We start from the raw sequence: 23,828 nt of genomic DNA on the forward strand, positions 1-23,828 counted from the left end.
TTTCGCAAAATCAGTGTTGCAGCGTGTCAAGATCCTCTGCCATCAGTCCGGTAACGGCAAGAACTGAGTCTGCATCCATTCCACGGGTAAGAAGTGAGCGGGCAATGGTCAGTGCGGCTTCACGCTTACCTTTAATCACTCCCTGCTCTTCACCAAGGAGAATGCCTTTCTTAAGACCTTTCTTGATACCTTTCTTAACGCCAATCTGTTCAAGCTGTTGCGCAATAGTCATCAGTCCGTCCTTATGCTGAGGCATCCTTTGTGCCAGTTTCCGTACGAAAGCAGACGCATCCGGGGCTTCCCCTGTCTGCACCAGGTAGTTTATCAGCGAAACTAACTGCTGTCCTGTGAGATAGCCTGCAATTAAGACGGTGCAAAGCCGATCGAGTAATTCTGTCAGATCGCGCTGGTGGATATGTTTCTGCAACAGCGTCATTTCCGATTGACTAGTAAATTTCTGGAGGCACCTTCAGAGATTATTTTGTAGATGTAACATTGCCATTATTGGCGCAGGTTTAGTTAAACCCGTTCTCCATAAAATCAACCATCGCACCATTGTGTGCATCGACATTACGGATATAACGCATCAGGGTTTCCGGTTTTTTCCACGTGCCTTCCTGCATAATTTGCGGAACGGAATAGCCCTGCCGGGCCATATCCTGGGCAGCCCCGACGCGAGCACTGTGTCCGCTCCATCCCTGATAGCGACCTTTATTTTTCTTTGCGGGCGTAGCCGGGCCCACCTCGCGCCACGCCTGCAAAAAAATATTTTCCAGCGCCGGGAGCGTTAACGGCCTGGCGTTGTTGATTCTGGCCGAATTAGAACGATGAACGGGGCAGAACAGATAAGCATCCGGTTCGGCTGCCAGCCCGGAAATCATCAGCCATTCCGTCAGGCGCTGCGAGGAGTGGCTGCTCAGCGCTTTAATCAGCCCGCCGGTCTGAACAATGGTTTTGGTCCACGCCACGTCCAGAATAATTCGTCCATCCTCCGTCCGGCTGATATCGCCCACCCGCAGTCGGGAAAGTTCACTGACGCGCAGCAGGGTATTGTAGGCCAGATGCAAAAAAGCCAGGTCCCGGACCTGCTGCAGTCTGTCCGATCCTGCCCAGCGTGCATCCAGCCGGGAAAGATCGCTCAGCCGAAAAGGCACGGCCTGGCCGGTGCGTTCGCCGCTGACGACCGCACTGCGGTTAATCTTTTTGAGGGTGCGAAACACCAGCGGCGACGTGCCGGGAGACACCAGACCAGCATTACGATGCAACATAGCGATCAGCGCGGCGTGGCTGGCAATAGTTGAAGAAGACCGACCGCGGCTCTGTAGCCAGGACAGGTAGTCACGCAGATCGGCAGGGGAGATCGGGAAAAACGTTCGGCCATGTTCTTCCGCCCAGCGATAGCAAATGCGCATCACGCTGAGCAACTGCCGCCAGGTGTTTGGCGAGAAGGCATCTTTGTCCTCGACGAATTCTTCAAGCGTTGTTCGCATTGCATCGTCAGCTGTTGAAGAAAGAAAAAAGGACTGATTCTGAATGTGTTTGGTCATTTTTACTCTCTGCCTTCCCGTGACGACTTAAGCCCGGCCATCCGGTCAAATGTACCGTCACGCAGAACGAACCGGTGGTAAAGCGCCGCCAGAATATGCACGGCCATGATGCCGCAGAGCACCCATGCCAGCAGGGCGTGCAGCGCATTGGCCGGTGCGATCATCCAGCCGATTTCCGTGCCGGTTTCCGGAATGAGGGGCAGTCCCCAGGGGCTCCATCCCTCGCCGCTGCCGTACACGCGCAGAAGAGCAATCGCCGGGATGATAAACATCAGGGCATACAGCATCAGATGAGCGACGTGGGCGGCGGTGCCCATCCATCCCGCTGAGCGGGGCGGGCGCCGGTGCCTGTTGGTGAACCCCCATGCGGCACGCACGACGACGAGCGCGATAGTCAGCAGGCCGACCGTGCCATGATCGGGGCCGAACCGGGCGATGTTTTCGACAGTTTCTGAAGGGTTGAACTCCTTCCAGCTTAACGCCATGATCAACTGCCAGAGAAGCAGGTAAGCCATTCCCCAGTGCAGGATGCGGGTGACCAGGCCGTAACGTTCGGGCGTGTCCATCCACTGGCGGCCGGTACGATTGGGCTCTTTCATGCTGCACCTTCCGGGGTAGCGGGGAGAAAAGAGGGCAGGTATTGGGTGAATTCTGTCATATTTGCTGAATAAATCGCCTGTCATTACCATCGATCGCGCTACGTGAATTCTGCCGAATTAGCAGAGGGATTATGCGCAACTTTTCACGTAGCGACGCCATTTTTCACTGTAGAATTGCCCGGTTGCAGCCCGGGAAAAATCAGGCATCCAGGCGGACGGCGAAGTCCGATCCCGCAGCGGATCGTATGATAGCGTAATTTTGATCCAAGATCCTGACTTTATATAATGCCTATTATATAAAGTTAGAAAATAATCCGAGAGATCTTTATTATAATTATTGATATTTATCATCAGGTTAGATAATGAAGGGCGGCTGCGGTTTTATCATCGCGATCCAGTGAACAGAATGCGAATCTGAATTAGCGGAATCCCGAGGGTTCAATACCGTATCGATCGCTGAACTGCCTGCTAAAGCTGGTCACGGAACTGTAGCCGACGCGGCCCGCCACCGTTTTTACCGGAAGATCGGAGGACATCAACAAACGCAGCGCTTCTGCCACGCGGGCCTCGATAATAATCGCCCGCAGGCTGGTGGATTCAGCGGCCAGACGGCGGCGCAGCGTGGCTCCACTAAAACCCAGCTGCTGTTCTATTTCAGCGGCATGCCATAAATGGGCAGGATCTTTTGCTACCATTCGGCGAATCTTCATTGCCAGGCCAGGATCTCGTGCGCGCAGCAATCCGTGGCAGCCCATGGCATAAAGCATCAGCACCACTTCGACCATGGCATGGAGAGAAAGGGGGCGTATACCGCCAGTCATCGCCTTAACCCAGCGCTTAAGCGGTGCAAGCAGATCGCCGACGGACACGGCAACCACCTCACCAATGTCCTGTTGCGCGGGGTCGGCAAGCAGCAGCCGCGCGGCCTCCAGCTGTTCCTCCGCCAGCGACAGGCTCAGCGCAACAAATTCTCCGCTGTCTTTGCAGGGCGCATATTCGATGTCCAGACTTCTGGCATTCGGGACGACCAGCATCTGACCGGGGTGTACGGTTACCCAGTCACCGTTTTCCCGGTAGCTGAAAGTGCCCTGAAGTGGAAAAGAGAAGGTCGCGACTTCCGCCTCAAAGCGTTTTACCTGATGGGTTTTCACCGCCCGCAGGCAAACGCAGGGCAAAGGCGACTGAGAGCGCGCAAGCTGGAGCAGCTGGTGAAGCAAATGCTGCACCTCAACATCATGGGTTTCAGAAACCTGCATAGGACCGTCAAAAGGGAAATGGAGTTTTTACTATATGCCGCCCGGGTCTGTTTTCTCAAGCGGCCTGTGCTTTCATCGCGTTTTAACCTCAGATCACCGGCGACCAGAGGTCGTAGTCCAGTGCGAACGTTACGCCATCACGTTTTACTTTACCGGTTGTGGGCAGATTAAAATGCATCCCGCTGACCGACAAATTATCACTGACCGCGCGGTCAAGCAGCTGATGACGCACCGCCGATGCTGAAGCCGGATCGCTGTCGAAGGCAATAGTCACCTCCGGCTGGGCAATCTGAATATGAGGGAAATGTACAATATCTCCCCAAATCAGCAGCGATTCGCGTTCATCTCCCAGTAAATAACCGCTATGCCCCGGCGTGTGGCCAAACAGAGGAACGGCCTGAATACCTGGCAGAATCGTTTCCTGACGGAACGGCACCAGCCGATCGTCATAGGCGTTAAAGGCGTTTCTTGCCAGATCGATAAACGGGCGCTGGGCGTCCGGCACGCTGGCATAGCGATTTTCATCCCGCCAGAAAGCCAGCTCTTTTTCATGCACAAACAGCTGCTGTACGTTGCGGAAAAGAGGCGTTTGTAGCGGACCGGCCAGGCCACCGATATGATCGGGATGGGCGTGCGTCAGCAAAACGGTATCAATCTGCAGCGGATCGATACCTGCGGCGGCCAGCGCCACCGGCAGTCGGCCGCCCCAGCCATTAACGCCGCCGGCACCGCTGTCGATCAGAATGGTGCGATCCGGCGTCTGGACAACATAAACGTTGATATTGATACGCGGCACGGCTGGCGCACCGCGCCGTTCCAGCAGCGCTTCTGCCCGCGAACCGTCGATGCCGGAAAGGAGTTCAAACGACACGTCCAGATATCCGTCGCTGAGCATTGTCACCAGCATGTCGCCGATATTTTTGCGGTTAATGGCCGGTGCCTGCCAGGTAAGCTGAGTCATTATTTTCTCCTTGAGCCGATTTCATTCAGTCAAATCATGCCGTTAAGCATAGCAAGACCGATCTCATCGTTTCGCTCACTTTGGCTCGCCAAACGCTCAATCCATCGCATTCACTTCCTGTATAAGGTCAATCAACGCTCGAAGCGCGACTGGAATATGGCGTCTTCCTGCATAGTAAAGTGACAGACCGGGCATCGGCTGTAGCCATGGAGACAACACGCTAACCAGCTCGCCGTTGCGCAGCTCATTTTCGATATACCAGCGAGGGATCTGCGCGATGCCTGAATCATGCCGTACGGCGGAAAGCATCAGCTGCGGGGAATCAAGGATCAGCGGACCAGGCACATGCAGCGTGAAGAGCTCCCCTTGGCGATGGAACTGCCAGCCAGAAGGCAGACCGCCGGGCAGGCGTCCGCGAATGCATTGATGATGCATCAAATCTTCCGGCGTTTGCGGCGGGGGATGGCGATCGAAATAAGCCGCAGAAGCCACCACTGCCAGCGGGATTTCTCGGGAAATAGGCACCCGGATCATATCCTGCGGCACGCTATGGCTTGCCCGTATTCCGGCATCAAATCCTTCACCGATAACATCCACCATCCGTCCATCGGTAACGATATCCAACGTCATTTCCGGATAGCGTTGCAAATAGCGATGCAGAATCGGTGTAAAAATCATCAGAGCGGCACCCAGCGCACAGTTAATCCTTAACGTACCCGACGGCGACAGGCTTCGGCCGCTGGCTTCTTCCATCGCCTGCTGGATCTCGGCCACGGCGGGGCCAATCCGTTCAACAAACTGTTTGCCTGCATCCGTCAGTGAAACGCTGCGGGTGGTGCGGTGAAACAACCTGATGCCCAGCCGGGATTCCAGTCCGGCGACGGTATTGCTTACCGCCGTGGTTGACATCGACAGCTCCAGCGCCGCCGCGCGAAATCCCCGCCGCCTGGCCACGGCCAGTACCACATTCAAGTCTGTCACATCTCTGGACATTGTTTCGATTTCCGGGATTCTTCATGCCTGATTAACTATATTATCAAAACAATAGGTCGTCGATACACTTCATTCTTCTTCCCCATCAATACAGAATAGGAGCCATGCCATGTGGTATATCGACAAGGCCTATATAGGCGGTAAATTTGTTGCGGTCAGCGGCAGCAAGGAAATTGAGAGTATTAATCCGGCAAATGAAAAGGTCATTGGCCGCGTGCGTCTGGCTGATCGCAATGATGCCCGACGGGCGATTATTGCCGCATCACAGGCGCAAAACCGGCTACGGGAAACCTCCCGAAAGGAGCGTGTTGAGATGCTGATGGCGCTCAAATCTGCCGTTTTACGCCGGACGGCAGACCTTCAGCAGGCCACTATTGAGGAATATGGCGGGCCGCTTTCTCGTTCACGCTGGGTCAGTCAGTATGCTTCGCAGTGCTTTTCCGATGCTGCGGATACATTACAGAGTTACCCCTTTACGAAGAAAATCGGTGCGGCAACGGTGGTCATGGAGCCTGTTGGCGTGTCGGCACTTATCGCACCGTGGAACAGCGTGACGGGCTCGGTATGTAGCAAGCTGGCCTTTTCGCTGGCTGCGGGCTGTGCATCGGTGATTAAACCCAGTGAACTGGGGGCGATGCAGACGCAGGTGCTGGCGGAGGCGCTGCACGAAGCCGGTCTGCCCGATGGGGTGTTTAACATTCTGCTGGGCAATGGCGACGATGTTGGAGATGAAATCTGCCGACATCCGCTGATTGCCAGAATATCCTTTACCGGTTCAACGGCCACCGGTAAAAACATTGCCCGTACGGCCACTGAAACACTAAAACGCGTCACGCTTGGACTGACGGGAAAATCCGCTTCGATTCTGCTGGATGATGCCGATCTTGACGTTGCGATTCCGCTGGCGATAAACGCTGCATTTCTCAATAACGGACAGGCCTGCGTTGCCGGGTCGCGGCTTCTGGTGCCAGAGTCGCTCTTAGAAGACGTCATCACGCGGGTCCGATTACATGTTTCCATGTTGAAAACGGGGTTGCCGGACGATCCGGCGACGGAGATCGGTCCTCTGGCTAACCGAAGCCAGTACGATCGTATCCAGCGCTACATCCGCCTGGGCATTGAACAGGGCGCGGAGATTATCGTGGGCGGTGAGGGTCGACCGGACGGATTGGAAAAGGGTTTCTTCGTCAGGCCCACGGTCTTTGCAAAGGTGGAAAACCAGATGGATATCGCCCGTGAAGAGATTTTTGGCCCGGTACTGTCCATCATCAGCTATAGCGATCGGGACGATGCCATCCGTATTGCCAACGACTCGATCTACGGACTTCAGGCGTATGTGTTTACCTCCAACACAGAAAGAGCGTTACACATTTCCCGGCACCTTCAGGCGGGCAGCGTGCTGAACAATCGCATTATCCCTGAACTTCTGGCCCCGTTTGGGGGCGTTAAGCAGTCCGGTATCGGGCGCGAATTTGGTATTTTTGGACTCGAATCCTTTTTGGAAGCCAAGTCCATTGTAAAGGGCTAGCGTTCGTGGAAAGGCCATGTCGGTGCCAGAGACATCATTTCGCCGATGCCTCTGGCCGCTGACCTCACTCAGCTACGCGCTTCGCTTAACAGCTGCTGTATAACCTGCTCCTGCTGTTCGTAATCACCTTCGCCAAAAGCGGTATAGCGCAACTGGCCCCTGGCATCAAAAATGTAGTGTGCGGGCCAGTACTGATTACCGAAGCGGTTCCAGATGGCATAGTTGTTATCGGTGACCACGGCGTAGGGCAGTTTCCAGCGGGCGATTGCAGCGGAAACCGCCTGCGCATCGCGCTCCCAGGGATACTCAGGGGTATGAACGCCCACCACCACCAGCCCCTGGCTCTGGTATTTATTGGCCCAGTCGCGTACGTGCGGCAAAGTGTGCTGGCAGTTAATGCAGTCAAACGTCCAGAAATCAATCAGTACCACTTTACCCTTGAGCGAATCAGGCGTGAGGGGTTCACCGTTCAGCCAGCCGGTATCGCCGCTCAGCGATGGCAGTGCGCTGCTGGTTTGCTGAACGGCTACCGGCTGCAGTTTGATCTGCGGCTGCGGGCGGGCAAAGTGCTCGCTCAACCGCTGCTCAAGGCGCTGGGCAAATTCCGGTCCGCTCTGTAGCTGGCTCTGCGCACCGCTGGCAACCAGCGCCACCGACCCGAGCATCAGCCCGCCCGCCAGCTGGCGAAAACGGGTGGTGATCATCATCCCCGGCCGCATCCGAGCCAGCAGTTCACGACCGGCAAACCAGAGCAGAGCAAGCATCGCGGCACATCCGCTGCCGTAAGCGGTCAGCAGCAGTGCAACGGATACCGATGATGTGCCGCTGACCGACAGGCTGAGGATTGCGCCCAGTATCGGTCCGGCGCAGGGTGACCACAGCAGGCCAATGGCCATCCCGGATAGCAGGGCTGCGGCCAGCCCCTGCTGACGATAGCTTTCATCATTAATCCGGTTGCCGAGGGCAAGCAGCGGACGGCTGAGCCACTGGGCCACTCGGGAGGAGAGCAGCGTTAATGCAACGAGGGTGAGAAAACCGAGTGCTATCCAGCGCCCGGCGGCGGTAACGCCGGTAACCCACTGACTGGTCACCGACACCAGCAGTGCCACGGCGGTAAACATCAACACCATTCCGCCGAGCAATGCGATAATTTTACCTCTGCTCCCGCGCACGCCGGCAAATACAATGGGGATCACGGGCAGAGTACAGGGGCTGAGTAAGGTCGGCATTCCGGCAATAAAAGCAATCAACAGCGTCATAGAGAAACTCCTTCAATAGCAAACGAGGTCAGGGTCTGCCTCCTCGGGCAGTGGGCCTATTTAAACGCTCGAATGTATTGGTGGTGTTTCTCGATCTGGCCGATTTTGTCAGCTCGTTTATCTGCGGGCGATAGCGATACACTTTGCTACAAACGCGTCTCACGCAGCATCACGGCCGCCTGCAATCCTCCCTGAGGCAGGTTACTGAGCGTCAGCGTGCCGTTCATCTGACCGACCAGCTGCGACGCAATCGCCAGCCCCAGCCCCGTGCCGCCGGTCTGGCGACTGCGGGAGTTTTCCAGTCGATAGAAGGGTTCCAGCACCACCTGCAGCTCCCGTTCGGGAATACCCGGCCCGCCGTCGCGCACGCAAAATTCCACGCACCCGGAGTCGGGTTTTGACAGCGTAATATCGGCACGATAGCCGAATTTAAGTGCATTATCGGTCAGATTAGTGATGACCCGCCGCAGCGCCTGCGGCCGAACGCTAAAGCGATCGTCGCCGTCACACGGTGTAAAACTCACCGGCAGCCCGATATCCTGATAATCGCAGGCAAGGGTGTCGATAAAGGCATTCAGGCTGACGGTTTGCGGTTTCTCTTCCAGCCCACCCGCGCTGCGGGCGTAAGCAATCCCTTCACGAACCAGCCGACTCATTTGATCCAGATCGCTGAGTAACTTATCGCGCAGATCCGGCTGTTCCGACATCTCCACGCGCAGCTTCATCCGAGTAATCGGCGTTTGCAGATCGTGTGAAATGGCCGCAAGAATTTGCGATTTCTCTTTCAAATGTTCCTGTATACGATCCTGCATATCATTAAACGCGCGGGCGGCCTGGCGAACCTCCAGCGGGCCGCCTTCCGGCATCGGCTGGATAGCCGGTGAGGCTGGTTTCAGGGTATCAACTGCGCGAATAAACTGCGTGAATGGCCGTGTGACCTGGCGAACCGCAAACCAGCCGCAGCCGATCAGCAGCATCAGCTGGGCGAACAGGACTATCGGTAACCAGGTGGCAATGGCAGGCATGTGCGGCCAGAGATTAATAGTCAGCGGGCTGCCATCATGCAGGCGAAGGTGGACCTGAATATGTTCGCGGCTGCCGGGAAGGGAGACGATCGTCATCGGCCACGTACTACCCAGCGCGGCCTTCAGAGAGTTAACCGCATCGCGCGAACGCAGGCTGGTGGCGGGATGGCCGGTCTCACCCGGCGACAGCTCATAGCTGTAGTTTCCTCGCGCCAGTCGGCTCAGCCACTGCGGGCGTTCGGCCGCAGGGAGCCTGTCGAGGATCGCCACGCTGGCGGCAACATCGTACTCCAGATTCCCCAGCATCACCGTTTTGGCACTGTTCATGCGCTCAATCAGCAGGCTGGCCAGCGTCATGCCGTTAGCAAGCAGCAGGCCAAGTGTGACGATCAGCAGCAGGCGGGCCAGTAGTGTTCGTGGCCACAGCCTCATTCGAGAGCCTCTTTGATAATGGCGGCGGCAGCCAGTACATAGCCTTCACTGCGGACCGTCTTGATCAGCAACGGTTCCCGCGCATCTTCCCGCAGCCGCTGGCGGAGCCGACTGACCAACAGGTCGATGGAGCGTTCAAACAGCTCCGCATCGCGACCCTGGGTCAGATTAAGCAGCCGGTCGCGGGACAGCACCCGCTGCGGATGATCGAGAAAAACCCGCAGCAGTCGATATTCCGCACCGCTCAGCGCCACCACCGTTCCCTGCGTATCCAGCAAATGTCGGGAGGTGGTATCCAGCTGCCAGTCGCCAAAAGCGATGATCCGTCCGGCTTCCGTCACCTGCAAATTCGGCGGCAGGGCGCGCGTGCGGCGGAGGATCGCTTTGATCCTCGCCAGCAGTTCACGGGCAACAAACGGTTTCACCAGGTAATCATCAGCGCCCATCTCCAGCCCAAGAATACGGTCAGCGTCTTCTCCGCGCGCGGTGAGCATCAGTATCGGCATATTTTTCTGCGGGTCGCTGCGCAGCTGACGACACAGCGTCAGACCGTCATCGCCCGGCATCATAATATCCAGTACGACCAGGTCGATATGCCTGTTCCCCAGTACCGACCGCATCTCGCGACCGTTCGCCGCCCCGGTTGCGGCGTAGCCTGATTTAATCAAGTAGTCGACGATCAGCTCACGAATGTCGCGATCGTCATCCACCACCAGTATGTGGTCGATATGTTCCAGGGGAGGCTCCTTAGTTACATGCCCGCTGCGTCAACGACGGCCTGAACGAATCGTTCAGGATCTTCCTGCGGAGGATTGTGTCCGATATTACCGCTAAACGTGCGGTGTTCATATTTCCCGCTGAACTTAGCCCGATAGGCCGCCGGGGCCGGATGCGGTGCACCGTTGTTATCGCCTTCAATGGTGATGGTCGGCACGCCGATGGTGGGAAGCGCCGCCAGCTTTTGTTCATAGTCCGCGTACTTTTCTTCACTCTTTTCCAGACCTAACCGCCAGCGGTAGTTACTGAGGGTAATCGCCACGTGGTCGGGATTGTCCAGCGCGCGGGCGCTTTTCTCGAAGGTGGCATCGGTGAATTTCCAGCCTGGCGACGCCTGCTGCCAGATCAGCCGGGCAAAATCTTTGGTGTTTTCAGCATAGCCTTTAGCACCGCGTTCGGTGGCGAAGTAAAACTGATACCACCACTGCAGTTCGGCCTGCGGCGGCAGCGGTTTACGGCCAAGCTCCTGGCTACCAATCAGATAGCCACTTACCGATACCAGAGACTTAACGCGTTCCGGCCACAGGGCCGCGACAATATCGGCGGTGCGTGCCCCCCAGTCATAACCGGCGAAAACCGCCTGCCTGATATTCAGGGCATTCATCAGATCGACCACGTCCTTCGCCATTGCCGCCGGTTCGCCGTTGCGCGGGGTTTTATCCGACAGGAAGCGCGTGGTGCCGTAGCCGCGCAGCCATGGAACAATCACCCGATAACCTTTAGCCGCCAGTTGCGGTGCCACCCGGGAGTAACTTTGAATATCGTAGGGCCAGCCGTGCAGCAGAATAACCGGCTGACCATCGCGTGGGCCGATATCCACATAGCCGACGTTCAGCATGCCCGCATTAATCTGCTTAATCTGTTCAAATCCGGTGCTGTAGTCCTGAACCGTCTGCGTTGCTGATGCCTGGCAGGCTGCAATCATAGCCATGGTGCCCAGCAGTAATGGCGATATGCGTGTTTTCATTTTTTACCTCAGGAGTTGTTTTGTTTGTTGAGGCTATGAAAACACGCTGATGTATGCGGAATGTTTTTATCTTTGCGGGTTGTGCATCAACCTGTATCGCTTAATAAGGCAGATACAGTGTGATACAAAAATCCCGCAGGATAGCCCGGAGCGAGGATTGCGTGCGGTGTGGGGTCAACACGTTAATTTGCGGTCAGCCACTGTCGCTGACCGTTGCGCGTGTTGATGGGGTAAAAATGGAGGATAACTTGTGGGGCCGATCAGTTGGCGTCAAAAATCACATAAACCTTACGCATCTGCGTTTCCACCACCCAGGTTCCCTGAGTATTGGCTTCGAAAAACAGCGTATCGCCGCCCTTAAAGCTGACTGGTTCTTCACCGTCGGTGGTGAAGGTGCCGCTGCCGCTGAGTATATGCATGACTTCCGCCTGCTTCACGCCGCGACGATAGCTGCCCGCCGAGCATTCAAAGATACCGGTATCGATATCCTCCTTGCCGGGAATTTTTTTCTCCAGCCCAAAGACCTTAATCGGCGGGCTGCCCGGTAAACCTTCCACGCTACCGCACGCTTCAAGGGATTCAATGGCGGCGGGCTGTGCAATTTTCTGTACTTTCATTTCAGGGTATTCCTTGCAGTGGATGCCGGAGCAATATCGTAAGGTGATGAAAAAAATCAGGTTAATGATGTGATGGCATTAAGATTAGCGAATTGATTAAGCAGATGGTCTGATTTATCGGCGGGGGTTTAACATTTTTACGCGAAAATCGGCGGGGTTAAGGCAGGAAATTTTTGCTATGCCGGGAAAAGGTCGCCCGTTGTTCGTCAGGCGCGGGGCAACCTTTTTCAGCACCTGGCGACAGCAGGCTTATTGCCCGGTCGTCGCCCGTTGGCGTAGCTTACTCCAGCCAGCAGCGATCGCCGTCGCAGACTACCTTTTTAGCTGGCTTATCGTCCGCCGGGATATTCTTCTGGCACTGCGCGGCCAGATCGTTAAGCGCCTGAATAATATCCTCATGCAGACCCGCGTGCTGCGCCGCGTCTATTGCCTTCAGCGCATACTGATGTGCATCCTGCCAGGCTTCCTGCCGGAATCTGACCAGCGTCAGGCTGCGGGCGATATGGCACCGGGTGATCCATTCACCGCTTTCTGTCGCCTGGCTTTCAGCTTCCAGCAGCGTATCGGCGGCAAAGGCGAGGAGGGCATCCTGACGAGCGATCTCCGGATTCACCTCAATACCGTCAACGATGATATAGCCGAGATCCTGGCAGAGTCTTTCCGTCGAGTCGCCGAATTTTTCTTTCAGTTGGCGGGCGTAGCTTAGCGCCGCATCTCCGCCGGGCAGCCGCAGCATCAGGGCCAGTTTCTCCAGCCCCAGCACCTGTTCCAGGCCCGGATTCTCTGCGAATGCGGCTTCGCAGGCGGCAATCGCGCCTGGCAGATCTTTATCGGCGGAGAAGGCCATCAGCTGCTTTTCCAGCACTTTCCTTTCCGCCACCATGCTGTCTTTTACCCACTGCCGGTACTCGCTGGCCGCACGTTCAATATCAAACGTACCGGCGACAACCTCGGGCAGCGGCGCATCCAGCTCCATCGGGTGACCAAACCAGGCGATACGGCCCTGCTGGTCAATCAGGAAAGCCGTAGGGATACCCTCCTGCCAGCTTGGCTTCAGCCAGCTGCCGGGGATATCACCCGGCTGTTCTGCCGTTGCCGCCGGGTTAAAGGCCAGGGTATAGCCCATTTCAGCCTCGCGTTCGCTGGCGAATTGACGTACTTCGTTAATATCGTCTTCCCAGATCGCGGCACCGAGTATCGTCACCTGCGGATATTGCTGCTTTAGCTGGCTGAGATGCGGGAAGGTGGCAACACAGGGCCCGCACCAGGTGGCCCAGCACTCCAGTACGTAAACCTGGCCGGGTTCAAACGCGGTAAACGCCTGTCCCTTGATAAATTCCAGGCGTGGGAATGAAGGCGCGGCATCGCCGATAAATAACGGGTTAACTGACATAATGACTCCGGTAATGTTAACTGCCTGCTTATTAACGCAGGGGATTTAATAGTGACCTGCCAGCAGGGTGATGAATTGCGCTTTCAGCCGTTCGCGATCCTCTCGGATCTGTTTCTCTATAGTGCCGATCAGTGTGAAATAATCGGGATTGTCGGCGATAAGCCTGCCGACAATATCGCTGCGCAGCGTTGTCAGCTGCTCTTCTGAATATTCTCCGGCTTGATTGGCAGTGTGATTCGCCAGCGCTTCTTCAAAGCGTTGATTAATTTCCTGCTCGCGCTGCTGCCACCGATCGCTCCATCCGCAGCGTATTTTGGCAACATGGTAGTTAAGGCCTTGTACGGCCGACAGCAGCTCGGTAAACAGGGTGACCGACTCAGCGAGCGGCCAGCACAGCGCTTCCAGAAGTGCAATAAGGTAATAATGCAATATCGAATCATCCGGCGACTGCGGCAAATCCATTACCGCCTGCTGCACACTCTGCCAGAGCGCAGCGTTCCCCGGCAGCGGCGGGCTGGCGCGATGCAGCACCGTCAGCCTCTCCAGCAGAGTCAGGATCGGCGGTGCAATCTCTTCACGGCACACTTCCAGTTGTTCCTGCACCGTGCCCAGCAGTGCGCTTAACATCGCGGGTTCAATACCGCTGAGATCCTGGCCCGCAGCGAGAGTGGTAAACCACTCTCGCGCCCAGTGGATATCGAACGCCTCATCCTCAAACGCAAGCCGATCGGCGAGCAGGGCAAAAGACGCGGGGAGGCCGGTCACGCTAACGTAATCGTCCAGCCCGCCGCGCACCGCGCAGCCGCTGAAGGTGCCGGATTCGCCCTGCCAGAAGGCACCGTGAGGATGAATTTTTCCGCTCAGCCAGCTGTTTTCAAGCTGGCTGAGCACCTGCTGTTTTCGTTGCGGGCTGCCGCCAAAGGCGATACTCATACGGCGGGTCCCTTGTCTGATTGTCCCAGCCAGGCGTTCAGGCGCAGTTTATTCATCACGCCGCTGTAGCGCGCCACTTCACGACCGTGACGGAACAGGATCAGCGTCGGAATGCTGCGAACCGCCAGCAGGCTGGCAATCTCGGGCCGTTCGTCGATGTTGACCTTCACCACCGCCAGTTCTCCGTTGCGCTGCCGCGCCGTTTCATCGATCAGCGGGGCAATCATCTGGCAGGGCTGGCACCATTCGGCCCAAAAATCCAGCAGCACCGTTGCCTCTCCGGCCAGCAGGTCCGCATGTTGATCGTCGGTTTTTTCTGTCACAGCGTTGGCTCCTGCGGTAGAACGTTGAGCGGGATCAGTCCCGGTAAGTCGTTGTCTTTCAATCGGATGACCGGTAGTCCTGGCGGCAGTGCGCGACAGATATCCGCTTCTGACTCAGCCATGTCCGCCACCACCACCCACGCCATATCCAGCGGCTTGATTAAGGACGCCGCCAGCCGTTGCAGATCGTCGGTGGTCAGGACGGATAGCTGTTGCGCATATCGTTGCCAGTAGTCATCGGTTTTTTGCTGGACAACGATAAAGCGGACATCCTGCAGCTGCTGACCTACGCCTTCCGAACCGCCGCGCAGCCGCAGCAGCTCTCCCCGGCGGAATTTTTCCAACTCTTCCGCCGTTACGGGCCGGTCGCCGTCGATCGCCGTCAGCTGATGCCAGACTTCATTCAGGGCATCGCCGCTGCAGTCGGCCTGCACGGTGGTGTAGAACCCCTGAATCCGTGCGGCTTTCGCCTGGGTCAGAATGCCGTGAACGCCGTAGGTCCAGTTATGTTCTTCACGCAGCGAGGCGTTAAGCCGGGAAGCGAAGCCGTTGAGCAGCGCCTCATGCAGCAGGTTGAAAGCCGCATCGTCCTGCGTTTCACCCGGTGGGATCAGCGAGGCGGCGGCGATGGTCGTCTGGCTTACTCCTGGTTTATCAATCAGATACACGGCAGCCGTACTGGCAGTCAGCGCCGGCAGAACCAGGCTTTCGCTGGCGGATTCACTGCGCCAGTCGCCAAACAGCGTATTCAGCTGGCTGATGAGGGCATCAAAATCACCGCTACCGGCAATCACAAGCTGCGCGCCGTCCGGCACCAGCAGCCGCTGCTGATGTTCTGACAGACCGGTGAAGCTCATCTCCGCCAGCGTGGCGGGCGTGCCGGAGCCGAACAGCGGCTGGGCGTAAGGGTGCCCGGCGGAGAACAGCGTCTGCGACAGCAGCAGGGAAACCATGCCGTCCGCCGTGTTGAGGTGGGATTCCAGTCGATTGATTTTACGACTGCGGCTGCGTTCAAACTCCTGTTCAGTAAAGTGGCTATAACGCACGCGGGCAGAGAACAGTGCCAGCGATTCGCCCAGACGAGAAGTCAGCGCCCGCAGCGTAACCAGCATATTGTCCTGGCCGATGCTGACATCCATATCCGCGCCCAGGCGCTCAGCGCGATCGGCTATCTCATCGGCGGTGAAATCCCCGGCTCCGCATTCAGAAAGCAGCTGGCTCAGCAGCTGCCCGGCCCCCGCCGTGGCAAATACATCCCACGAAGAACCGCGCGGGATAACCAGCGAGATCAGCGTTTCCGGCTGCTGTGGGCGGGAGGAGAAAATAATCGGCATGCCGTTATCCAGCCGCGCACGGCGCAGTTCAGGCTGGGCGAACTCGCCTGATAGTACGATCGGCGGCACCTCTCGTGGCGGCGACGGAATTTCCGCGCTGCGGGCGGTAAACGGAATAATATGCAGACTGTAGCGGTCTTCATTTAACCAGCGTGCGGCGGTCTGGCGAAGCGTCTCGCCGCTGACGGTCGCAACGCTGTTCAGCAACCGGCTGTAACCCTGCGCATCGCCGAGCATGCCGACGCTGAAAGAGAGCAGATCGGCGATATCCGTCACCGTCGAATAGCTCTTCAGCGCGCTGGTCAGATAAACCTCACGTACCCGTTCCAGGTTGTCTGCCGGGGTGCCGCTGGCGGTAAAATCGGCCAGAATCGCCAGAATCGCCGCTTCCAGTTCAGCGGGAGAAGCACCGTTCTGGGCCTGGGCCGAAATGGTCAGCTGGCTGCACACCAGCCCCGGATCGATCCACGCATTAACAAAGGTCGCTATCGCCGACTCCTGCACCAGCTGCCGGTGCATCACCGACAGCACGCTGTGGGTCAAAAGCTGCGGCAGCAGCAGCAGGGCGGTGGTATCCGCATCACCGTACGGCGGTAAATTCCAGCTCAGCATCACGCGGGCATGGGTCACCCGATCTTCGAGGATCTCCCTGCGCCCGCCCTGGATCGCACTGACCCAAACTGCGGGGCGCTGTAACGGCTCGCCCGTTGGGATATGTGCAAAAAATCGGCTGACTTTTTCTTTTGCCGTTGCCAAATCAATGGCCCCTGCCAGCGTCAGCACCGCGTTTGAAGGGCGATACCAGCGCTGGAACCAGGCGCGGGCATCCTCCAGCGTGGCATTTTTAAGATCGGCTTCTTCGCCCAGCACGGTATGCGCGTAGGGATGGCCGACCGGGAAGCAGGCTTTGATACTGCGTACCGACGCCATGCCATAGGGGGCGCTTTCACGCTCCTGTTTTTCGTTCAGCACCACGTTTAGCTGGCGATCCAGCACGTCCTGCTGGAGTCCTTCAAGAAAATGCCCCATGCGATCGGATTCCGCAAACAGGGCAAAATCCAGCGCCTCCAGCGGTACGGTCTGATAATAATTGGTGCGATCGCGGCTGGTGGTGCCGTTTACCTGTAATGCTCCGGCCTCGAGCATCCGTTCCAGATACGAGCCGGGCAGGTTGCCGCTGCCGCCAAACATCAGATGCTCGAACAGATGGGCAAAGCCGGTTTTCCCTGCGGGCTCATCCTTGGCTCCCACGCGATACCAGACGTTCACCGCCACCACCGGCGACTGGTGATTTTCGTGAACGATCACGGTTAAGCCGTTTTCCAGGGTGAATGTTTCACAGGGAATGGCCAGCGTATCGCTATCCGACAGCGCTCCTGCGCTATGCTGTTCGTTCAGATTTTGTGTATTCATGCAAACTCTCGATTTACCTGCTGCTGATTATCAGAATGTCCCGTCAACGCTAACCACCACATTGCGCGGCGCGCCGTACCAGTTGCCGGAATCCACGCCGCCAGTGGTGCCGTAGTAATGGCGGTCAAACAGGTTGTTGACGTTGAGCGCCACCGACCACTGGTCGTTAAACTTCCAGGCGGTGCGGGCAGAAAACACGCTGTAGAAACCCTGGCCAAACTGATAGGCCACGTAGTTATCGTCGCAGGTGCCGTCGGCATTGACCTTGCCGCACACTTCACCGGCGGTGAAGCTGCGGGTCTGCGCAATCACGCCCAAACCGACGCGGGTTTTATTCAGATATTCATTTCCGCTGAGCTGAAAATCATTCCACAGCTTGAACATATGCTTGGGGGTAAAGGACGACAGCGTTTTGTCCTGGCTGGTGTTTTCCGGGTCGGGACGGGTTTTATTGTTGTTATAGGAATAAACAAAATTCACCGACCAGCGCGGCAGCGGTTCACCGGTAATATCGAAATCGACCCCTTCACTGGTTTCTTCAGCACTGCTCAGGCGATAGCAGCCGAGAGAGCAGTTGAAATTCAGGCTATCGAACTGCGCACCGTCACGGCGCAGGGCACGGTAGGCGGAAAGCGAGGCGTTGGTCGATCCGTTACTGTATTTCACCCCGATCTCTTTGGTATTGCCGGTCATCGGCGGTAGCGGCGTGTCGTTGGCGGTGCGCATATAGGCCTGGAACTGATAGAGATCGGTATAGCTGCCGTACACCGACCATTCCGGTGAAAAGTCGTAGCGCAGCGCGTAGTAAGGCACCGACGTGCGCGACGTTTTCACATTAAGCCCGACGACATCCACCACCTGATAGTTGGCGTCGTAGCGATCCCAGCGGACTGCGGACTGGAAGTGCAGATCCGGCAGAAAGGGCAGCAGTACGGCGTCAATTTTCGCCACCAGGTTCGCGCTGTTATAGCGGGCGAGGGTTGAGCCTTCTGGCTCCCAGTCGGGTTCGGGCACCGAGAGAGAGGCATCGCCGTAGGCGCGGTTATATGAGGTGCCGGTATACTTGTTTTTCTGATAGCTGCCGGAGAAGGAAACCTGCTGCGGCAGGGAGAAAACATCAAACTTTCCCACCAGATTGGCATCGGCCAGATACTGCTTGCCGATGGCATCCTCCGCACTCATATCGGTATAGCGCGCATCGTCGATCAGGTCTGGCAGTGCGCCCACCAGCGATCCCTGGCGATTGGTGTAGTCCTGACTGAAGTACGTCAGCTGAGAATTCAGCGCCCAGTGTTCCCCCAGATCCTGTTTCAGTTGGGTAAACAGTTCGCGGGAGATCAGCTGACGATGGCTCCACGGCAGGGCAAGGCTGGTATCCCGTGGGTAATGCGCGTCGGCCCCGGACTGGTAGCGCGACAGGCCGCCTTCCCACGGCAGATTCTTTTTCTGCGTGTAGCTGCCGCCGACGGAAAACAGCGTGGTGGGCGTCAGGTCGGCTTCAAGGATGCCGTACAGCAGACGGGTGCTGTCGCCGGAGGGATGATAATACTGATCTTTATCCTGCCAGGTGGCGACGGCGCGGCCGCGCAGTTTGCCGTCAAACGCCAGCGGGCCGGTGACATCAACCGACGAGCGATAGTCATTCCACGAACCGGCCTGTGCACTTACCGCAACCTGGCCGTGATCCAGCGGTCGTTTGCGGGTCAGGTTAATACTGCCGCCCGGGGAACTGCTGCCGACGCTGTTCAGGCTGTCGCCGCCGCGCAGGATTTCCGCATGGTCAAACATCGACATATCGAAGGAGGAGAAAGAACTGTCGCCGTTGGAAATATTATCAAACAGCTGAATCGGCGTGCCGCCGTCCAGCTGAATATTGGTCACCCGCCAGCCGCGCGAATAATATTCCTCGTTACCACCGGTTTGCTTGACGGTGATCCCGGCCACTTTTGACATTACGCCATCCAGATCGGTCAGGTTCTGATCTTTAATCTGCTTGCTGGTAATGACGCTAACGCTTTGCGGCGTTTCCTTCAGAGACTGTGGCGTTTTCGAGCCGATGCTGACCGCCGTGGTGGTGTAGCTGTCGCTGCCTTCGGTGGCCGTCACATCGGTGCTGCCGTTGCCGCCGCCTTCCACGACGGTGGCATCGCCGTCGACTCTTACCGCATCCAGCACGTTTACACCGCCGCCGGACGGCGTGCCGATCAGCGTGACGGCGTTATTCTGGCTGTCGAGAGTAAAGCTTAACGCGCTGCCCGCCAGCAGCTGGTTCAGTGCCTGCGTTGCGCTGAATTTCCCACTCACTCCCTGAGTTGCGTGTCCGTCGGTTAAGCTGCTGGGCGCAATTAACTGTAGCCCGCTCTGCATACTGAACTGCAGCAGCGCGGTGCCTAAATTACCGGCCGGTATGTGATATTCCGTTAGCGAATTCGCCGACTGCTGCGTATTTTCCGCCGAAGCGGAATAAACCACTGATGAGGGTAAAAATAACGCTGCTGCTATCATTAACGACAATGTTTTTATATTCATCTTGCCTTGCTTCACCATTGAATCCCCGGAGTCATGACTGTTTTAAATAAAACGTAATGACGATTTAAAAACCTCACTGCTTTTAAAAAATAACTTCTTCACGGTTTTTTTCAGGCGGATTTAATTGATGTTCCTGCTGCTGCTGAACATCAATAACGGACGTATTCAGGCCAATACACCATTTTCCTTTCGGCTGTAATAGCAGCATTTCTTTATGGAATTCGGTAATTGAAGGGCGATGCCCGACGCTGATAAAGGTGGTACCGATATCGGCCAGCAGCAGATAAAGGCGGCGTTCAGTATCGATATCCACCGCGCTGGTGGCTTCGTCGAGGAAGGCGAACCGGGGCCTGGCGAGCAGCACGCGGGCAAAGCCAATCCGCTGCTGCTCGCCGAGCGACAGCACTTTCCCCCAGTCGCGCACGCTGTTGAAATCGCCGTATTTCTCACAGAGGTCGGGCAGGCTGACCTTCTCCAGGCAGGCCTGAAGCTCATCATCCGACACCTCGCGTTCGGTGTTGGGATACAGCAGCTGGGCACGCAGGTTAGCCAGAATCATGTAGGGCCGCTGCGGCAGGAAAAAGCACGCTTCAATCGCGGGCATGACGATTTCTCCGCGCCCACGCTGCCACAGCCCGGCCATCGCGCGCAGCAGCGAGCTTTTACCGACCCCGGTCTGCCCCTGAATCAGCAGATGTTCACCGGGCGACACGGTCAACGAGAGATCCTGCACCAGCGCCTGCTCGCCGCCCGGCGTTTCCAGGCTGACGTTGTGCAGGGCAATCAGCGGGCCGCGCCGGATGCGGATACTGTGCTGCTTTTCATCTTCACGCTGCTGGTCCAGTTCATCAAAGCGTTCGACAATCTGCGCAAGGCGTACCGCGCTTGGCGCCATGCTGGCGATAGTCGGGATAAACTGAGACAGGGTGGTCAGGGCGGTCATCATCTGCGTGGCGGCGGTGGTGGCCATGGCAATGGCACCGAACTCAATTTTATTTTCAAAAAAAAGCGGGGCGATCAGAAAGAACGGTGCCAGGTTCCACAGCTGGCCCATACCGAAGTTGATCATCGACATTTTCAGCTGGTAGATCAGAATGGCCATCCGGCTGTCGGTGGCGCTGGCCAGCCGTCCGTCAATCTGCTTCTTTTCCGTCTTTTCACCGCGATAAAACGCCACGGTTTCCGCATTATCCCGGACGTGCAGCAGGCCGTAGCGTAAATCGGCTTCCGCCACCGTACTGTTAAAATTCAGCCGAATCATCGGGGTGTACATCACCAGGGTTATCGCCGTGGAAATCACCGCGTAGATAATCACGTACCACATCATGGTTTCGCTGATTGACGCGATGATAATTCCGCCGGTGAGCAGCCCCATCAGCTGGCTGATGATTTGCAGTGGGATGCCGGTCAGTACGGTGACAAACGGGTCAACATCGCCCTGAATACGCTGGTCGGGGTTATCCAGATCCTCATGCACCGTGATGTTGTAGTAGGTGCGGTGGCGCAGGTAGCGGCTCACCAGCCAGTCGGTCAGCCAGCTGCGCCAGCGCACAATCAGCACGCTGCTCATGTAATACATCACCGACTGAATGAACCAGGTCGCCACGGTAACGGCGGTGATCAGCCAGAACAGGCTGGCGTAGGTACTCTGCTTGCGCGCCACAATGGCGTTGGTCATCTCGGCCGTCAGGTTAGCGGTCCAGTAACCGATGGCGGCAAACGAGGGCGTCATCAGCAACAGCACCGACATCAGCAGCCACCAGCGGCGGTGATCGCGCTGCCGCCAGAACGGAAACGTCAGCATCCCTATCCGGCGCATCAGCAGGCGGGAGATACGGTAATCTTTTTTATTGATTTCGGGGGTTTTGCTGTCTTTCATCGCACAGCTCCCGGAGATATCTCGCAGGCAGGATCGTTGCCAGTACGCATTACTTCACCTTAACGTTTAGACGGTTTGGCATCCTCCCCGGTTACGGAGAGGATGAACGTGTCTCATTTAGAACGCGTGGGGTGTAGCGAATCTGCAATCAGCAGGAGGGAAATAATTTTGCGGCGGCGACTGGCGTGCTGCGAAAGTCAGCCTGCGCCAGGTGCCTGACGTATCCAGATCACCGGGCCAAGGCGGGTCACACGCAGCGGCAGCGCTTTTTCCAGCTGGCTGTACCAGTCGTCAACGCGGGCAATATTGATGCTGGCATTGAGGCGCAGCGTATCTTTCTGCGGGTAATCCAGATACACCGCCCGGCTGTCGTAGTGGCCCAGGGTGTGAACAATTTCGTTAAGCGTGTTGTTTTCAAAAATCAGCAGGCCTTTCTGCCAGGCGAGCTGCCGCGCGGCGTCGACCTGCGCGACGGTCAGGCTGTTATCGCTGGGGTTCAGGGTAACCGACCGGTCCGGGTCAACGGTCACGGTTTTCTGCCGGTCGCCGGACACGCTGACTTTGCCGCGCTGCACGGTAACCACGGTATTTTCGCCGTCAATCTTCACGCCAAACGCGGTTCCCAGTACGCGGATATGGCCGCTGCCGGCGTCAACGGTGAACGGGAGTTGCTCATCGTGCTTCACGTCAAAAAAGGCTTCGCCGCGCGCCAGGGTCACGTGACGCTGGGAGCCGCTGATCTCAACGTTGGCCGCGCTGTCGGTATTCAGCCACATGGTACTGCCGTCATTGAGCGACACCTCACGAAACTCGCCCAGCCGGGTAGCATAGTTAAAGCGCCAGTAGCTCATCCACTGGTAGCAGCCGATCGTGCTGATGACCAGTAAAAACAGCGCCATCATCGCCCGTTTTGGCGGCAGGGCAAAAGGCCAGCCGGAGGCAACAACACGGTCGACAGGATAGAGGATCGCACGGTGGCTGGCTTCCAGCGGCTTACCGAGCTGTACCCACAGATCGGTCGCACGCGAAAGCGCAGCCCGATGCTCCGGGCTGGTCCGACGCCAGGCTTCAAACTGTTTTAATTCGGCGGACGAGAAGCTGCCGGACATCATTCTGACCAGCCAGTGGATGGCTTCATCTTCCAGAACTTCGTCCTCGGGCCTACAGGGATCGTTATTGAGCGCCACAGTTATTTTCCGTTTCGGAGCTTAATATTCCATAAATTCATGGTGTTGCCAAAGCGTGAAGCGGTCATCCCCCGGACTTTTTAATCACGTCGCGGCACTGGATCAGCGTTTTGACCGCATATTTTTCAACCAGACTGATGGAGATATCCATCCGTTTGGCGATCTCTTTATGGGTCAGCCCCTCAACGCGGTTGAGATAGAGGATCTCGCGGCACTTTTCAGGGAGTTCAGACAGCGCGGCATCAAGAAGATTAATTTTCTCCACGCTGTAGTGGCTGTCTTCCGGTGAGGGTGAATAGCTCTCGAACAGATGGAGTGCGCCGCTGAGGATCTGCTCCCGTCGCTTTTCGTTACGACGATAGTCGTTTGACGCATTTAACGCAACGCGAATCAGGTAATTCCTGGCATCGCTGTACTGCGGGAACTCATTCGCTACATTGATGATCTTAAAGTAGATCTCCTGAGTAATGTCCTGGGCAATATGGGTTGCGCCAGTGCGATAGCTCACAATTTTAAACAACGTGGCGTAAACGTCGACAAAGACATCAACAATGTTGACGTCAGCTTCTTTGGCTAACATAGCGGTGCCTTATTAGAATGGTTGAAACCAACCCCGGTTGGCGACAAAGTGGCACAGCGCATGAAAAAGTTACAGTCTTTGCGTTATATGATATTCGTATATCATTTTTCAACGGACGGAAAAGTACCGCAACACGCGACATTACGAATCGGTTAAGAATATTTTAATTGTCATCACCCATGATTATTTAAATCTCTAACTTTATGAATTGTAATGAGTTGGCTATATCTGTAATTCTGCATACGTAACCCATAATTATTATTATCTTTCAGATAACAGGCTATTTACCCTCTGCC

20 protein-coding genes are annotated in these 23,828 nt (G+C 56.7%); 1 reads left to right on the forward strand and 19 read right to left on the reverse strand.

Going from position 1 to position 23,828, the window contains the following annotated elements; all coding sequences use genetic code 11:
* Window positions 1-10 precede the first annotated feature (10 nt).
* From IBT46_RS15555 to IBT46_RS15580, 6 genes are all read right to left on the reverse strand, one after another.
* Window positions 11-436 (reverse strand): Rpn family recombination-promoting nuclease/putative transposase, encoded by a 426-nt coding sequence (locus IBT46_RS15555; protein WP_200546420.1) that lies wholly within the window; start codon window positions 434-436, stop codon window positions 11-13.
* 79 nt (window positions 437-515) lie between these two features.
* Window positions 516-1,490, reverse strand: a complete 975-nt coding sequence (locus IBT46_RS15560) for a tyrosine-type recombinase/integrase (RefSeq protein ID WP_234480146.1) — start codon at window positions 1,488-1,490, stop codon at window positions 516-518.
* Between the two features lie 59 nt (window positions 1,491-1,549).
* Window positions 1,550-2,146 carry a cytochrome b gene (locus IBT46_RS15565; RefSeq protein ID WP_200546422.1) on the reverse strand — a complete coding sequence of 199 codons (597 nt, stop codon included), beginning with the start codon at window positions 2,144-2,146 and terminating at the stop codon, window positions 1,550-1,552.
* A gap of 419 nt (window positions 2,147-2,565) precedes the next feature.
* Window positions 2,566-3,402, reverse strand: a complete 837-nt coding sequence (locus tag IBT46_RS15570) for a helix-turn-helix transcriptional regulator (protein ID WP_200546423.1) — start codon at window positions 3,400-3,402, stop codon at window positions 2,566-2,568.
* A gap of 88 nt (window positions 3,403-3,490) precedes the next feature.
* A complete protein-coding gene (locus tag IBT46_RS15575; RefSeq protein WP_200546424.1) occupies window positions 3,491-4,363 on the reverse strand; it encodes an MBL fold metallo-hydrolase in 873 nt (290 codons plus the stop codon).
* A 96-nt stretch (window positions 4,364-4,459) separates the two neighbouring features.
* Complete coding sequence (locus IBT46_RS15580) at window positions 4,460-5,356, reverse strand: LysR family transcriptional regulator (RefSeq protein ID WP_200546425.1); 897 nt, start codon at window positions 5,354-5,356, stop codon at window positions 4,460-4,462.
* A gap of 109 nt (window positions 5,357-5,465) precedes the next feature.
* Here IBT46_RS15580 and IBT46_RS15585 point away from each other — a divergent pair, with 109 nt between their 5' ends.
* Complete coding sequence (locus tag IBT46_RS15585; RefSeq protein ID WP_200546426.1) at window positions 5,466-6,884, forward strand: aldehyde dehydrogenase family protein; 1,419 nt, start codon at window positions 5,466-5,468, stop codon at window positions 6,882-6,884.
* A gap of 68 nt (window positions 6,885-6,952) precedes the next feature.
* On the opposite strand, the gene IBT46_RS15590 is transcribed toward IBT46_RS15585, so the two are convergent.
* From IBT46_RS15590 to IBT46_RS15650, 13 genes are all read right to left on the reverse strand, one after another.
* Window positions 6,953-8,143: a cytochrome c biogenesis protein DipZ gene (locus IBT46_RS15590; RefSeq protein WP_200546427.1), complete on the reverse strand. Its 1,191-nt coding sequence runs from the start codon at window positions 8,141-8,143 to the stop codon at window positions 6,953-6,955.
* A 146-nt stretch (window positions 8,144-8,289) separates the two neighbouring features.
* Window positions 8,290-9,600, reverse strand: a complete 1,311-nt coding sequence (locus tag IBT46_RS15595; RefSeq protein ID WP_200546428.1) for an ATP-binding protein — start codon at window positions 9,598-9,600, stop codon at window positions 8,290-8,292.
* Window positions 9,597-10,337 carry a response regulator gene (locus IBT46_RS15600; protein WP_200546501.1) on the reverse strand — a complete coding sequence of 247 codons (741 nt, stop codon included), beginning with the start codon at window positions 10,335-10,337 and terminating at the stop codon, window positions 9,597-9,599. The genes IBT46_RS15595 and IBT46_RS15600 overlap by 4 nt, the downstream gene beginning before the upstream one ends.
* A gap of 14 nt (window positions 10,338-10,351) precedes the next feature.
* Window positions 10,352-11,344 carry an alpha/beta fold hydrolase gene (locus tag IBT46_RS15605; RefSeq protein ID WP_200546429.1) on the reverse strand — a complete coding sequence of 331 codons (993 nt, stop codon included), beginning with the start codon at window positions 11,342-11,344 and terminating at the stop codon, window positions 10,352-10,354.
* Between the two features lie 260 nt (window positions 11,345-11,604).
* Window positions 11,605-11,961 carry a cupin domain-containing protein gene (locus IBT46_RS15610; protein ID WP_200546430.1) on the reverse strand — a complete coding sequence of 119 codons (357 nt, stop codon included), beginning with the start codon at window positions 11,959-11,961 and terminating at the stop codon, window positions 11,605-11,607.
* 280 nt (window positions 11,962-12,241) lie between these two features.
* The gene (locus IBT46_RS15615) at window positions 12,242-13,354 is read right to left on the reverse strand and encodes a TlpA disulfide reductase family protein (RefSeq protein ID WP_200546431.1); all 1,113 of its coding nucleotides are present in this window, start codon (window positions 13,352-13,354) and stop codon (window positions 12,242-12,244) included.
* A 45-nt stretch (window positions 13,355-13,399) separates the two neighbouring features.
* Complete coding sequence (locus tag IBT46_RS15620; RefSeq protein ID WP_200546432.1) at window positions 13,400-14,287, reverse strand: hypothetical protein; 888 nt, start codon at window positions 14,285-14,287, stop codon at window positions 13,400-13,402.
* Window positions 14,284-14,610: a thioredoxin gene (gene trxA / locus IBT46_RS27565; protein ID WP_200546433.1), complete on the reverse strand. Its 327-nt coding sequence runs from the start codon at window positions 14,608-14,610 to the stop codon at window positions 14,284-14,286. The genes IBT46_RS15620 and trxA overlap by 4 nt, the downstream gene beginning before the upstream one ends.
* Entirely contained in the window at window positions 14,607-17,357 is a 2,751-nt protein-coding gene (locus tag IBT46_RS15630; RefSeq protein WP_200546434.1) for a pitrilysin family protein, read from the reverse strand. The genes trxA and IBT46_RS15630 overlap by 4 nt, the downstream gene beginning before the upstream one ends.
* A gap of 30 nt (window positions 17,358-17,387) precedes the next feature.
* Entirely contained in the window at window positions 17,388-19,886 is a 2,499-nt protein-coding gene (locus IBT46_RS15635) for a TonB-dependent receptor (RefSeq protein ID WP_200546435.1), read from the reverse strand.
* 82 nt (window positions 19,887-19,968) lie between these two features.
* Window positions 19,969-21,765: an ABC transporter ATP-binding protein/permease gene (locus IBT46_RS15640; protein WP_200546436.1), complete on the reverse strand. Its 1,797-nt coding sequence runs from the start codon at window positions 21,763-21,765 to the stop codon at window positions 19,969-19,971.
* A gap of 197 nt (window positions 21,766-21,962) precedes the next feature.
* Window positions 21,963-22,952, reverse strand: a complete 990-nt coding sequence (locus IBT46_RS27570) for a FecR domain-containing protein (protein WP_200546437.1) — start codon at window positions 22,950-22,952, stop codon at window positions 21,963-21,965.
* 64 nt (window positions 22,953-23,016) lie between these two features.
* A complete protein-coding gene (locus IBT46_RS15650) occupies window positions 23,017-23,532 on the reverse strand; it encodes an RNA polymerase sigma factor (protein ID WP_200546438.1) in 516 nt (171 codons plus the stop codon).
* Window positions 23,533-23,828: the final 296 nt, after the last annotated feature.

Origin of the sequence: Erwinia sp. S38, assembly GCF_016624545.1 — a bacterium.
Classification (GTDB): Bacteria; Pseudomonadota; Gammaproteobacteria; order Enterobacterales; family Enterobacteriaceae; genus Erwinia; species Erwinia coffeiphila.